At 49.1% G+C, this 13,866-nt stretch carries 13 protein-coding genes and 1 pseudogene; 4 read left to right on the top strand and 10 right to left on the bottom strand.

Annotated features, from left to right (window positions below):
- The 4 genes from ACT3TR_RS00760 to ACT3TR_RS00775 all read right to left on the bottom strand — a co-directional run bounded on the left by ACT3TR_RS00760 (position 1) and on the right by ACT3TR_RS00775 (position 4,839).
- Positions 1 to 948, bottom strand: a complete 948-nt coding sequence (locus ACT3TR_RS00760; protein WP_444624761.1) for a Bug family tripartite tricarboxylate transporter substrate binding protein — start codon at positions 946 to 948, stop codon at positions 1 to 3.
- 9 nt (positions 949 to 957) lie between these two features.
- Positions 958 to 2,466: a tripartite tricarboxylate transporter permease gene (locus ACT3TR_RS00765; RefSeq protein WP_444624760.1), complete on the bottom strand. Its 1,509-nt coding sequence runs from the start codon at positions 2,464 to 2,466 to the stop codon at positions 958 to 960.
- Between the two features lie 9 nt (positions 2,467 to 2,475).
- Entirely contained in the window at positions 2,476 to 2,925 is a 450-nt protein-coding gene (locus ACT3TR_RS00770; RefSeq protein ID WP_444624759.1) for a tripartite tricarboxylate transporter TctB family protein, read from the bottom strand.
- A 546-nt stretch (positions 2,926 to 3,471) separates the two neighbouring features.
- Positions 3,472 to 4,839: an MmgE/PrpD family protein gene (locus ACT3TR_RS00775; protein ID WP_444624758.1), complete on the bottom strand. Its 1,368-nt coding sequence runs from the start codon at positions 4,837 to 4,839 to the stop codon at positions 3,472 to 3,474.
- Between the two features lie 314 nt (positions 4,840 to 5,153).
- Here ACT3TR_RS00775 and ACT3TR_RS00780 point away from each other — a divergent pair.
- A pseudogene (locus ACT3TR_RS00780) lies at positions 5,154 to 5,351 on the top strand (DUF1698 domain-containing protein); the annotation flags it as partial.
- A 102-nt stretch (positions 5,352 to 5,453) separates the two neighbouring features.
- Here the strand turns inward: ACT3TR_RS00780 and ACT3TR_RS00785 are convergent.
- Entirely contained in the window at positions 5,454 to 6,128 is a 675-nt protein-coding gene (locus tag ACT3TR_RS00785) for a zinc metallopeptidase (protein WP_444624757.1), read from the bottom strand.
- A 46-nt stretch (positions 6,129 to 6,174) separates the two neighbouring features.
- Positions 6,175 to 7,290 carry an App1 family protein gene (locus ACT3TR_RS00790; protein WP_441686561.1) on the bottom strand — a complete coding sequence of 372 codons (1,116 nt, stop codon included), beginning with the start codon at positions 7,288 to 7,290 and terminating at the stop codon, positions 6,175 to 6,177.
- A gap of 267 nt (positions 7,291 to 7,557) precedes the next feature.
- Here ACT3TR_RS00790 and ACT3TR_RS00795 point away from each other — a divergent pair, with 267 nt between their 5' ends.
- From ACT3TR_RS00795 to ACT3TR_RS00805, 3 genes are all read left to right on the top strand, one after another.
- Positions 7,558 to 8,262 (top strand): ABC transporter permease, encoded by a 705-nt coding sequence (locus ACT3TR_RS00795; protein ID WP_441686558.1) that lies wholly within the window; start codon positions 7,558 to 7,560, stop codon positions 8,260 to 8,262.
- Entirely contained in the window at positions 8,259 to 9,005 is a 747-nt protein-coding gene (locus ACT3TR_RS00800) for an ATP-binding cassette domain-containing protein (RefSeq protein ID WP_441686557.1), read from the top strand. The genes ACT3TR_RS00795 and ACT3TR_RS00800 overlap by 4 nt, the downstream gene beginning before the upstream one ends.
- A 101-nt stretch (positions 9,006 to 9,106) precedes the next feature.
- Complete coding sequence (locus ACT3TR_RS00805; RefSeq protein WP_441686556.1) at positions 9,107 to 9,916, top strand: substrate-binding domain-containing protein; 810 nt, start codon at positions 9,107 to 9,109, stop codon at positions 9,914 to 9,916.
- 107 nt (positions 9,917 to 10,023) lie between these two features.
- On the opposite strand, the gene cysN is transcribed toward ACT3TR_RS00805, so the two are convergent.
- The 4 genes from cysN to ACT3TR_RS00825 form a co-directional block, all read right to left on the bottom strand.
- Complete coding sequence (gene cysN / locus ACT3TR_RS00810) at positions 10,024 to 11,466, bottom strand: sulfate adenylyltransferase subunit CysN (RefSeq protein WP_444624756.1); 1,443 nt, start codon at positions 11,464 to 11,466, stop codon at positions 10,024 to 10,026.
- A 26-nt stretch (positions 11,467 to 11,492) separates the two neighbouring features.
- Positions 11,493 to 12,485, bottom strand: a complete 993-nt coding sequence (gene cysD, locus ACT3TR_RS00815) for a sulfate adenylyltransferase subunit CysD (protein ID WP_444624755.1) — start codon at positions 12,483 to 12,485, stop codon at positions 11,493 to 11,495.
- Positions 12,486 to 12,661: 176 nt separating this feature from the next.
- Positions 12,662 to 13,411: a phosphodiesterase gene (locus ACT3TR_RS00820; RefSeq protein WP_444624754.1), complete on the bottom strand. Its 750-nt coding sequence runs from the start codon at positions 13,409 to 13,411 to the stop codon at positions 12,662 to 12,664.
- Entirely contained in the window at positions 13,411 to 13,857 is a 447-nt protein-coding gene (locus ACT3TR_RS00825; protein WP_096280962.1) for a DUF1249 domain-containing protein, read from the bottom strand. The genes ACT3TR_RS00820 and ACT3TR_RS00825 overlap by 1 nt, the downstream gene beginning before the upstream one ends.
- Positions 13,858 to 13,866: the final 9 nt, after the last annotated feature.

Here is a 13,866-nt window from a genome sequence, read left to right on the forward strand (position 1 = left end):
CTACTTCCATGGAGAGTTTTCCCAAAGCTCTGTGACTATTTTATCCTGAGCTTCAGCTAACGTTGTCCATTCCACTGCATCGAAATAAATCGCAGGCACCGCCTCACGTCCCATATCCTGAATAAACTGAGGATCATTAAACATCTCTGTAAATGCAGAAAGATACTGTTCTACAATCTCCTGCGGTGTTCCGGCAGGCAACACATAGCCTCGAGTAGAAGCCATCTCAATATCATAACCTTGCTCTATAAAAGTTGGCACTTCTTCTACATATTGAGAACGAGATTGATCCATCACACCAAGGAAACTGAGCGCCTCCTGGTAATTATAAGCCGCGCTGACATTCACGACGGCCAAGTTAACATGCCCCCCCATTACGGCTGTTCGGGCTGGGCCATCCCCACCCAACGGAACATAGGTGAAGCTACACCCTAGTTTATCTTCAATTTGCCGGGCGGCAAAATGGTCTTCACCACCGAACCCAGCAACACCCAATGTCAGACGCTCTTCACTAGCACATGCTTCTGCTAGCTCATCAAGGGTCTCTATACCGCTTCCTTTCAATGCGACTAACGTATTCGGGTCTGATGCTACACCTGCCAGAAAATCAAAACTATCCAGTCCATATGAAACAGAGCGATCTTTCATCCTACCGTTAGATGCAGGCACATTAAATGCACCGATGGTATAGCCATCAGGCTCGGCTCGAGAAACTTGAGTTAATGCAATGACTCCGCCAGCACCTTGAACGTTTCTCACCACAACACTGACATTCCCATCTAGGTATTTCTCAAGATACTGAGAAACCACGCGTGCGGTTATGTCAGACCCTCCTCCGGGACCATATCCAACAATAATCGTAATATTTTTTTGAGGAAAATCAGCCTGGGCTACCACTGGCGCTAACAATGCAAACATCGTTGCTAATAAAGTTTTATTGTAATTCATTTCAAGCCCTCACTTAGGTTGGTATTTTTTGCCGATCATTGCCGAAACCTTATCTTTCAGCAGAGTTAAAGCTATTAGCCCGAAGACTAATACTATCAAAACTACAGATGTTATAGACCCCCACAAGACGCTAATATCATTACCACTCATAAGCATAGATAGCCGAAAGTTATACTCCATAAAGCCACCTAAAATAACACCAAGGACTACTGGAGCCATAGGGAATTTCAATTTATCAAGAATATATCCAATAACGCCAAAACCAAGCATTAAATAAACATCGAACATAGATTCATGAATAGAATAAGCCCCCACAACCATCAATGATAAAATGGTGCTTGCGAGCAATTGCTTAGGCAAGTAAAGAACTTTCGAAAAAATTCTCGTTGCTACCGATCCACCAAGAAAAATCAACATTACTGAGGCAATTAAGAACTGCCACATAAAGCCAAAAACAGCATCTGGATGCTCTCGGAACAAATTGGGACCCGGCTGAAGACCGTGAATTAAAAAACCACCAAGCATAACGGCGGCTACCGAAGTACCAGGTATACCAAGTGTCAACGCAGGAATCATTGAAGCAGCAGTATCAGCATTGTTGCAAGTTTCTGCAGCAGCCACGCCTTCTGGTTCCCCCTTACCCCAGTCATCCGGATTACGAGCATTGCGTTTTGCTTCATTATAGCTAATGAAGGTTCCAAATGATCCACCTGCTCCTGGCAAAATACCTACTGCAATACCGATCAATGAAGATCTTATCCAAGTTTTCCAAAATCTTAACATTGAGATAAAAGATGCAACACCTCCAGCACTATAGTTATTTTGGTGTTGTTTATTATTAGATGAAGGATTAGTTAGCGTATCAATTACTGGAGGAAGAGCGTATAGACCGATAAGAAGTACAATGACACTTATACCATCACCAAGATATATAGAACCAAATGTAAAACGCTCACTTGCACTTACGGGATCAATGCCAACAGTAGCCACAAAAATGCCTATGCCTGCACTAATGAGGCCTTTTATTGCATTTCCCTTAATTAACAACGCAATACTCAAAATACCAAAAACTGAAACCCAGAATATCTCAATAGGCCCAAACATGAGTGTTGCACTGCCTAGTGGAGGTGCTAAAAGCATTAACGCTAAGCCACTGGCAATACCACCAATAGCGGAAGAAACTAATGCAACCCGTAAAGCTTCATTTGCGCGCCCCTGCTGCGCCATCGGGTAGCCATCAAATGTCGTCGCTACTGCAGAAGGCGTCCCAGGAATATTAAGCAGAATAGCCGGAATAGCTCCACCATACATTGATCCATTATAAATCCCTGCCATCATACCTAAAGCAACTTGGGGACTTAACCCAAAAGTAAAAGGCAGTAATACAGAAATACCTAGTGTAGCGCTAAGGCCAGGAAGAGCCCCAAGAAATATACCGGCGACAACACCCACTGCAATTGCCAATAGACTACTTAAGTCCAAAATACCTGGCAATGCTTCCCATAATGCATGAAACATATGTCAACCTCAGATCAATAGGCCGTGGGGCAAACTTCTTCCCATAGCAATTTCAAATAGAAGATAAAGCATTATTGTAAATACAGATGAACAAATGATGCTTCGCGACCAGCATTGATAACCAAACACCTTGCTCACAATAGGAATCATTATAAAGGTAGAGAAGAAAAAACCTATAAAATGAACAGCTAATACATATATAGCTGTAAATAAAATCCCTAGCAAAACCTTACCAATAGGAACTGATAAGTCTTTAACAGCACTATCTGATGCCTTAAAAAGGCCCTCTTGGAAAAAAAGAATGATACTAAGGGCAGAGATTGCTACTAAAATAGTGACAGGAAAAAAAGCAGCATCAAAATCCAAACGACTCCCTATCACTACAAAGAACAATGCGGCTCCTAGTAACCCTATACATGCACAACCTGTTGGCGTGACTCGCCTTAAAAATATTTTCATTAAAACCCCTCCGTTAGAAATAACACTTTAAATAAAAGGCCAAGGGCAATCGAATGCGTTTTTTGTCAAAAGATATAGCCTCGACCTATACCCGACAAAAATTAAAAATATAATTAAAAAAAACTTAAAAAACAATAGTTTAAAAAATAATAATTTAAAAAAACAATCTACAACAAAAGTCTATTAGACTAATTATTAACATCTTTTCAATTAATCATATACACGGCTCCACTCACAGCATGCTGCTAAATTTGATTCCTAGCGCATGGTGCTATCTTTAGGAACTACAAAAGCCAATCATATAACGCATAAAAAAATAATTAAAATAATTAAAATAAACAATATAAAACCCATCGCTTTTTAGAATAACTTATCGCTTTTGAACTTTTTGTGTTGCTGCTACTGCTACTGAAGCTTTCGTTTCTTTCTACACTATTGACTTCTTTACAATCTACCCAGAGGACGATACAGAGTATATGCATACAGCTAGAGTATAATCATTAGCTTAGCGACAAGACAATGAGTTGACTTTATTTAACGATCGTTTCAAGTATCTAGCGAGGAGAGCTTTACAAGTTCAGAAGCATCCGAAAAATTCTCTATACTCATGACCGCGTTGGAGAGTTTCTTTACAGCACTAGCCTTCAATACCAAAGAAGCACAGCTTTCAAATTTTTCTAGGATCAACTCTAATGGAGCAGGCTCGTCAATATGTCGACCTAGCGGTTGTTCCATTCGTTTTTCGAGCCAAATACCGTCCTTCATTTGTATACGCAAATCCGTTAGATAGTTTCCAACCGAAGATTGTTCAGGGGTGGGATGTGGAAACACTTGAATTTTTGACATTAAAGCCTGCACCTTAGAGTTTTCGTATGCCAAAGGCGAAAAGCTATTAAAATCAATCTTTTTATCAATTAACATGCATGCAATGCAGTACTGAACACTAAACTTTGCATCTGTTGCGCTACGAAGATTAGGACGATTGATATGGGTTAACCTAAGAGGATGGATCATTACCTCAATTCGCTCAATATCAACCTCATTGAACTGATGCTCAGCGTGTAAAAGACTTACGGCATCGATACTAGTATGGGTACTATCACAACATGGATAAAGCTTGATGCCAATACCAGGGGATACTATGTCTAGAGGAGCTGCCCACTCTTCAAACGCACGATAAAAGTTATAGTTACCTTTACCATTAAACACATTAAAGAACCCCTGTTCGTGTTCGAATGCATCTGCACTAGCGGTCCATCCTTGGCGTGCCATTAATGTAGCCATTAGCCCATGACGCGCGGCATGGCCCACATGAAAGGGCTTTGTCATAGTGCCAAAATTAGCTTTCAACCCACTGGCTAGGCTTGCACTAAATGCGAGCGAAGTTGCTACTTGCTCCTCATTCAGTTTCATTAACTTAGCGCAGGCAGCAGCAGCACCAAATACTCCCAGCGTGGCGGTAGGGTGCCATCCTAGTTGATAGTGATGAAAGTTAACCGCACGCGCCAAACGAGTCTCTGTTTCAAATCCCGTTATAAATGCTAACAGCAGCTCTCTTCCAGAATATGGTGCAAGTTCGCAGCAAGCCATTAATGCAGAAAGTACAGGGGCGGAAGGATGCCCCCCCATGGCTGTATTTACATCGTCAAAATCCAAAGCATGCGCCGCCGTGCCATTAACCAGCGCCGCATTGAGTACATCTAATCGTTCAGTTCGGCCAATTAACCTAACGTTTCCTTTCGTAGCAATACCAGGAGTGGTAACTAACATTTCGACGGCTGGCTCATTCGCACCAGCTAAAGCGCAGCCTAATGTATCCAATATAACCGTCTTCGCATTATCCAGAGCACTTAATGTAAGATCTTCATCACATAAAGATATAATTAATTTTGATAATTCCCTTGAAAACATCATCGCAAACTTCCTCTAAAGATAGAGAAGAGAGTATTCAAAAACTCTGAATATAATTTAATAAATAAAAAATTTATTAGCCAAAGAGATTATGCAAAAGACAAAAGCTCTCTCACAAACTTTAGATCATTTAACAAACAAACAGTATTAATCGGCAGGCATGCGTCCATCGTCCAATCCTATTGACATAGTTAAGCACATAATAAGTACTACAAAATGTCATAGAAGAGCGCGGCTCAACAAATTGGTTTTTTTAAGGGGGGTATAAATTATTTGAATACCGATCTAATTAATGCAGCAGTATCCCTAAAATAGCTATTGATAGGCGCTTTAACACACTCAGTAGCTTTAGCGACATGCAAAAAAACGTTGCGTACCTGCTGGATAATGCAGCACTGACCATCAGTGTTGGTATTGAAGATGTACCCAAGAATCTGGGCTTTTTCGACACGACATTCTCTATGGGCGTGCTCTATCACCGCCCCGCACCGCTTGAACATCTTCAGCAGCTCAAATAGGCTTTGGCGCCTGGCGCCGCGCCGGGCAGTCATTTTGGCTAATAAGGCCTTTTAGACACGCCATTTTCAATAAACTATTGTCAGGAAACACGGTTAGGCTCAGCGCCGTAAAATCACCAGCCAGCGGCCTAGGTTTATGACGCTGGCGAGCGATGCCGCCACATAGGTAAAAGCGCAGGCGGTAAGCACGTGCCGCGCGCCGGCCATGTCATTAGGCGGCACGTATTCCTTCAGCAGCGGCAGCGCCCGGTTAAAGCTTGCGTCAAACTCCACGGGAAGCGTCACTAGATGCACCAGCGCGGCGGTACCGAAACTGATCACCGCCAATACAACCACGATTGCCAGCCCGCCAGGCAGCCGCGTTAATAGGAATAGAAAAGGCGCGGCCATCATTAAAATAGCGCCAAGCTTCTCAGCCTTTTGGGCGACCCCAACTAAACGGCTGCGTGCCAGCAGCGGTGAATAGCCTTGATGATGCTGAATGGCATGACCAACCTCATGGGCAGCCACCGTCACCGCCGTTAGCGATCGGCCATCATAATGATCAGGCGAAAGACGCACACAGCGCGCTTCTGGGTCGTAATGATCCCCATATTCAGTGCGTTCCACGTTAACGCCCTGAACGCCTAGTCGACGCAGCAAGTGTTCAGCAAGTTCAGCCCCCGTTCCAGGGTAGTCATCCCGGCCACGCGTATGTCGTTTGAGCACCCACTTAGCCCATACATTGGGGAGCACAAAAATAGCCAGCGCCAGCACGATTAACACAACGACCATGGCAATTCACCGCAAATGAAGGGGCAGACTCAGTGCCCCAAGCTGTTTAGGTAGGATCAGGATCGTTGCGATGTTCTTCAACATCGCGCTTCACCGCCGCTAGGCCATGGGCTGAGATATCGCCCTGAGCGTAAGCATGCTCCGCGATCAGCACGCTGTCGGCAGCTAGCACCAAATCACACTCGGTACCGGCCAGCTCATCACGCAGCCGCTGAATAGCTTTTTCACGCTCAGGGTCTTTATCAACTCGCCGGATGTAAATAGCCTTAATACGATGCGGGTAGGCTTTCACGATCTCGATATAAACCTCTGGATCGTGCTGCCCACTGTCGCCGATTAAAATACACGGCATATCATTGTAAAGGGTAAGCATTCGGTCGATCAGATCACGCTTATGGTCTTCTGCACGACGCGGCCAGGGGCGGCGCCAAGAGATCCCCCACTCGCGAAGAAACAGAATAGGGCCGACGGGAATACGATTAATCTGAAAAAAGATTTCAAGCATTTCGTAAATTGCCCAAGGGCCGCGGGAGACATACAAAATGGGCCTTTCGATGCGTTCACTAGCGCCACGATGAAGCGCTTGATAAAGCGCTGCTACGCCGGGAAACGCGGTACGGCGGTGGGGTTTTTTTACAAACAGGCGATAAAGCATTTTAAGCTTTTCCGCCACGCCTGTGAACATGACGGTGTCGTCGATATCACTGATCACCAGTAAGTCCGCTTCAGGCGGTGGTACGTAGACTTCAACGTGAGTACGTACCGGCGTCTCGCCCTGGCAATGGACCAGAATATCGGCACGATGCCACGATACATCAATAGGCAGGGTATGACTGATCGGCAGATGCATGTCGAAGTAGCCATCCCGATCGGTGCCGACACAGAGTTGATTTTCGCCAAGATGAATTTCAACCTGGGCATGGGCCAGGCCGCGACGAAAAATCCGGCGTGCAACGTCGGCAGTATCACGCAGCATTCCATGCCGAGGGATAGCGCGGCCTAAGGCAGCCTGACGAAAGACTCGCCCCATGACAAACACTTCATTCTGCGAGCCATAACCTCGATAGGGGTGAACCACCATGCCACCACGGCCACTGTCGCCCTTAATAGGCTTGGCAATAATGTGCACTACCCTTTTTACAAAGCTTGCCCACCGGCGCATTAAGCCCATCAAGCGTGTTGACCAGCGTAAACGGGGCCATTCAATGATTGATTCATCATGCATTCCTTTTCGTGATGATAGACGGCAGCCGTCCAATATCAGTTTGGCGTATATAGTAACAGCGTCAAGCACTCCTGCTAATCGCTTAACGCTGATGAATAACGATGCACAATTAATGCCCGTCGGGTGTGCAATTATGGGCTGTTCAGTACATCATGCTTAATTACACATAAGAATGATGCCTACGTTCCATGCCAACCAGCCACTATGCTAACCAGTGACAATGCCTTTAGCACTGCCCTCGCTCTCATTCTGAGTATGGACAGCGCGCTCATTTCCATCGTGATGCTGTCACTGCAGGTATCACTCATGGCGGTAGTGATCGCCGGCCTATTAGCGCTGCCCTTAGGTGCGGCTCTCGCCCTTTGGCGGTTCCCAGGGCGTAATGCCGTTATCATCGTTCTCAATGCATTAATGGGACTGCCACCCGTCGTAGCAGGGCTGTGCGTGTATCTACTGCTTTCACGCGCCGGCCCATTAGGCAGCTGGGGGCTGCTATTTACGCCCACCGCCATGGTCATCGCCCAGGTCATTTTAGTACTGCCCATCATCGCCGCACTGACCCGCCAGCAGATTGAAACGCTGCATGGCGAGTATGCCGAGCAGCTGCAATCATTAGGACTGACCCGCCCACGCATGATTCCAACGCTGCTGTGGGATGCGCGCTTTGGGCTTCTAACAGTCATTCTGGCGGGCTTTGGCCGCGCCAGCGCAGAGGTAGGCGCGGTCATGATTGTAGGTGGCAATATCGATGGAGTCACTCGCGTGATGACTACCAGCATTGTCTTAGAAACCAGCAAGGGCAATCTGCCCATGGCGCTCGGCTTAGGGATTATTTTACTCATCCTGGTGACGATGATTAACGCTATCGCGCACATGATCGGCGAAACGGCCAAAAAGAGGTTGGGATGAATGCAAGCCAACCGCCTCCGGTGGCGACGCTTGCATTTGACGGCGCTGCGTTCACGCATCGTGGCCATACGTTACTAAAGCCCACCACGCTTCGCCTATCGGGCTGCCAGCGTACGCTGATCATGGGCCCTAACGGTGCAGGAAAAAGCCTGCTAATGCGCCTAGCTCATGGCTTACTGCCCCCCACCAGCGGTGCTGTGGGTTGGCAAGGCACAGCCCCTACTCAGGCCATGGTATTTCAGCGCCCAGTGCTGCTGCGTCGCTCAGCGCTTGATAATCTCACCTATGTCCTCGCCATTAACAAAACGTTGCGGCCAGCGCTCAACCGCACAGCAGGTCACAGTATTTCTCGCAAAGCCCAGGCCATGCAGGCACTGGATACGTTTGGTTTAGCGCATTTAGCGCAGCGCCCTGCGCGGGTACTATCTGGCGGGGAGCAGCAACGACTAGCGCTAGCGCGGGCCTGGCTGCTGAATCCGCAGGTACTGTTTCTCGATGAGCCTACCTCCGCACTAGACCCCGCGGCCATCAAGGCCGTTGAAGATGCAGTGCTCGAGTTTCATCGCCGAGGCACACGCATCGTGATGTCCACCCATGACCTGCACCAAGCACGCCGCTTAGCCGATGACGTCGTGTTTCTGCATAATGGGCATTTGCTTGAACACACCCCCGCCAAGCAGTTTTTTTCCGCACCCGCCTCCCGCGAAGCAAGCGCGTTTATTCGCGGCGAGCTGGTCTGGTAACGCTGGCTTTGCTTCACATTAGCACTGATGAACCATAGCATTGATGAAATACAGCATGGATAAATCCTGGCAATGATGAGCAGCGCTCAAGGAGCACTACAATGAATAAGACTACCGCACTGATAACCGCTGGCGCTCTAAGCCTAACGTGGAGCGGCACGCTGCTAGCAGACGATGACTACATTACGCTGGCCTCGACGACCTCTACTGAAAACTCGGGCCTGTTTGGCGCCATTATTCCCGCGTTTACTGAAAAAACCGGAATTGACGTACGCGTCGTGGCCGTAGGCACCGGTCAAGCATTCGAAATAGGTCGTCGTGGCGATGCCGATAGCCTGTTGGTTCACGACACGGCAGGTGAAGAGCAGTTTGTGGCCGACGGTTACGCCACGGAACGCCTGAATGTGATGTACAACGATTTCGTGATTGTGGGCCCCAGTGATGACCCCGCCGGCATTAGTGACAGCGAAACGGTTGTCGATGCCATGCAGCAAATCGCTGAAAGCGAATCTCCTTTCGCCTCGCGCGGTGACGATAGCGGAACCAACCGCGCAGAGCTACGGTTGTGGGAAGACGCTGGAATAACACCGCAAGGTGAGTGGTATCGTGAGCTGGGCAGCGGCATGGGGCCCACGCTAAACACCGCCGCGGGAATGGATGCTTACACCTTCACCGACCGCGCTACCTGGGTTGCGTTTGAAAACCCGCAGGACTTAACGCTGCTGTTTGAAGGTGACGAGGCGCTGTTCAACCAATACGGTAGCCTGCTGCTTTCAGCAGAACGTCACCCGCACTTGAAGCATGATCTCGCCGCGCAGTGGCACGAATGGCTAGTCTCTAAAGAAGGTCAGCAAGCGATTGCCGATTTCGAAGTCGATGGGCAGCAACTGTTTTTCCCTAACGCTGAGTAACCCTTTCCCGCCTAAACAAAACGGCACGCCCTCAGGGCGTGCCGTTTTGCTGTATGCCGCTTTTAAAAACTGCACTTTAGAGCTATTTATTAATAGCCCATGGCGGTTTATCGCGTTAACAGCTTACTAATATCGTTAGCTTCCCAATGGGGAAAATGCTTTCGAACCAGCGCATTGAGGTCGTGTTCAAAGGCCGCCCAGTCGGTTGCATTGGCCGCAACGCTAGGTTCACCGGCGGCTCCCCTAATCATTCCAGCACCGACAGTCACGTTGGTCAGCCGATCAATGATGATAAAGCTGCCGGTACCAGGGCTGGTGCGATAATCATCAACTGGAATAGCGGCGGTCAATTCAACATCACAACGAGCGATAGCATTGAGCCCGAGCGAGTCCGTGGCATGCTTTTCTAGCGTATTCACATCGATTTGATAATCAATGGTACTGACTTGGCCGGAAAGATCGCGCGTTGCTAGTTTGAAATCGTAAAGCTTGCCGGGGGTTAATGCCTCTTCCTGCATCCAGACAATATCGGCTTTAAAGGTATTTGAGAGCGGCAGCTCGCTTTCCGCGGCCACGATCCAGTCGCCGCGTGAAATATCGATCTCATCTTCCAAGGTAACGGTAATTGCCTGGCCTGGATAAGCCGCCGCGAGATCACCATCAAAGGTCACGATTCTTGCCACCGTGGACACTTTACCCGAAGGCAGCACTTTAATAGCTTGCCCAGAGTGCAATACGCCCGCCGCTAAGGTGCCGCAGTAGCCGCGAAAATCAAGATTTGGACGGTTCACGTACTGGACTGGCAAGCGCAGATCACTGAGATTCTGATCGCGGCTAATTTCAACGCTTTCAAGTAGTTCAATCAGCGTTTTCCCTTGGTAGTCGGCGGTGAAGTACCAGGGCGTTTGCTCGCTGCGATTAACTACGTTATCGCCATTAAGCGCGGACATAGGCACAAAGCGAATGTCCGGCGCCTGAAGGTTCGTGGCAAACGCGCGGTATTCAGCCACTATTTCGTTAAAACGCTGCTCGGAAAAACCCACCAAATCCATTTTATTGACCGCAATCACCAAATGCTGGATACCCAGCAGGTCGGCAATAAAGCTATGGCGACGAGTTTGCGTCTGCACGCCGTAGCGGGCATCGATTAAAATAATCGCCAGACTCGCCGTTGAGGCACCGGTGGCCATGTTGCGCGTGTACTGCTCGTGCCCCGGCGTATCGGCGATAATAAACTTGCGTTTATCGGTGGAGAAAAAACGGTACGCCACATCGATCGTGATGCCCTGCTCGCGCTCTGACTGCAAGCCATCCACTAACAACGCCAAATCGACGGTATCACCGGTGGTGCCATTGATTTTAGAGGCTTGGGTAATGGCAGCCAGCTGATCTTCGAAGATCATTTTCGAATCGTGTAGCAAACGCCCAATCAGGGTAGATTTTCCGTCGTCGACGCTGCCGCAGGTGATGAAACGCAGCAGGTCTTTGTTTTCGTGCTCGTGCAGATACTGCTCGATATTGTCAGCGATTAAAGTCGATTGATGTGACATTAGCCCTACTCCTTTAGAAATAGCCTTTAGAAATAGCCTTCGCGCTTTTTCTTCTCCATCGAACCGACTTGATCGCGGTCAATAGCACGGCCACTTCGCTCGCTCGTTCGGGTCAGCAGCATCTCTTGAATAATTTCTGGAAGCGTCGCGGCTTCGGATTCGACGGCACCGGTCAGCGGATAACAGCCAAGCGTTCTAAACCGCACGGACTTTTGTTCCGGCACTTCACCTGGCGCCAGCGGCAGGCGATCATCGTCAACCATCACCTGCATACCGTCGCGCTCGACCACCGGGCGCTTGGCCGAGTAGTACAGCGGCACAATAGGGATCGACTCTAGGTAGATGTACTGCCAGATATCCAGCTCGGTCCAGTTGGAAAGCGGAAACACACGGATTGACTCGCCTTTATTGACCTTGGCGTTATACACATTCCACAGCTCAGGGCGCTGATTTTTAGGATCCCAGCGATGATATTTGTCGCGAAATGAGTAAACGCGCTCTTTGGCCCTCGACGCCTCTTCATCGCGGCGCGCGCCGCCAAAAGCGGCATCAAATCCATGCTTGTCTAGCGCCTGCTTGAGCGCCTGAGTTTTCATGATGTCGGTGTATTTAGCGCTGCCGTGATCGAACGGGTTGATATTAGCGGCCCGCCCCTCTTCATTGGTATGCACGATCAGCTCCATACCCGCTTCTGCCGCCATGCGGTTACGAAACTCGATCATCTCGCGAAATTTCCACGTGGTGTCCACGTGCATCAGCGGAAATGGCGGCGTACCGGGATAAAAAGCTTTGCGCGCTAGATGCAGCATGACCGAAGAATCTTTGCCGATCGAGTACATCATGACCGGGTTGGAAAACTCAGCCGCCACTTCGCGAATGATATGGATAGACTCAGCTTCTAATTGCTTAAGGTGGGTCAAGCGCGCGGCGTCAGGTGTAACAGAAACCTCGCGCAGCGACGCTGAAGATACCGTCTTGGAAGACGGTATCTCTGAGGACAGTGTAGAAAATTGGGTCATGGCCCATACCTCGCAAGAACTAGCTCGTCGTACAAGCTATAAAATACAGTGTACGTTCTTAAAATGTACGTTCGAATGCAGGTAGGGTAACGCCGAGCCCATAATAACCCAAAAGAATTAATAACTATCTTTTTATATCTTTATCGCCTATCGAGATATTCATAGCCATAAATTAGCTATACCGCGACTCGCTCGACCCAGGTCTGCCACTCACTTCCGTCTAGGTCGATCACCCGATAGCCGGGCCGCGACGCTTCATCAATCGCAAAATGCTCAGCCCCCGGTAAAAACTGATCGGCCATTGCCGGGCAGCCGTATACGCCTATTTCATGGTGGCCCACTTCATGGCTACTTATTTCATGACGCCGAGCATAGGCTTGGTGTACATGGCCAAACAGGATGATCCTAACCTGAGGATACGCGCTCAACAGCTGCCAAAAAGCTTCTCTATCTTGCAGGCCAATGGCGTCCATCCACGCGGCGCCAACGTCCACCGGCGGGTGGTGCATCACAATCAGCGTCGGCCGATCATCTGCTTTTAGCTGCTCGTCTAATGCCGCTAGCCGCTCGTTGCCCAGCTCCCCAAAAGGCTTGCCCTCCACGCGCGTATTAAGCAGCAGCAAACGCCATGCACCACATGCTACGTCCTCAATCAGCGGGCGCTCGGCGGTCATTAGCGCCAGCTGATCATGATTGCCGGGCAGCCAATACCAGGGGCACGGCAGAGTGTCCATGGCCTGAACCGCTAAGGCATAAGAAGCGGCGGACTCGTCTTGGCTGATATCGCCACTGAATAGCACGATATCAGGCTGCTCATCCGCCACCGCGCTTAGTACCTGCTGAAACTGCCGCCAGGGCACGCCCGCCCGAGAACGCGCATTGATATCAGCGTAAAGGTGGGCATCGGTAATTTGCACAAGGCGCATTAGGGAATCTCCGGCACGTCAATGCTGTGGCCGTGGGCAAGGCCATGGGCCAACCATTCACCTAAAAAGCGATTTAGCTGAAGCTTTTCATCCGGTTGATGCATGCGGGCATTGGGATACCGATAGCGGCCGTTGAAATGGCGCTCGCGTTGAAAATCGGTCACTTCAGCCATGCGTACATCGTGATAAAGATGCACGCGCATACGCGGGCTTTCCATGACGGTATCTAGCGGCCCGCTTTGAAAAACATCCACCATCGTGGTGTAAGGCGCCTGCTCATGAATATAAAGATGTAAGTCACCAAAATGCTGCTTATCTCCCCGCAGGGCGATATCACGTCGCTGGCCGGCCTCCATATCGCCGACCAGGCGCACCAAGCGTAAGTAGTTGGCGCTGCACTCCCCCTGGAGCGATTTTAAATCGGTGACATAGGCCGTTCTCGCCATGTTCACTCC

It is taken from the genome of Halomonas sp. AOP12-B1-6 (assembly GCF_052379225.1).
GTDB lineage: Bacteria > Pseudomonadota > Gammaproteobacteria > Pseudomonadales > Halomonadaceae > Vreelandella > Vreelandella casei.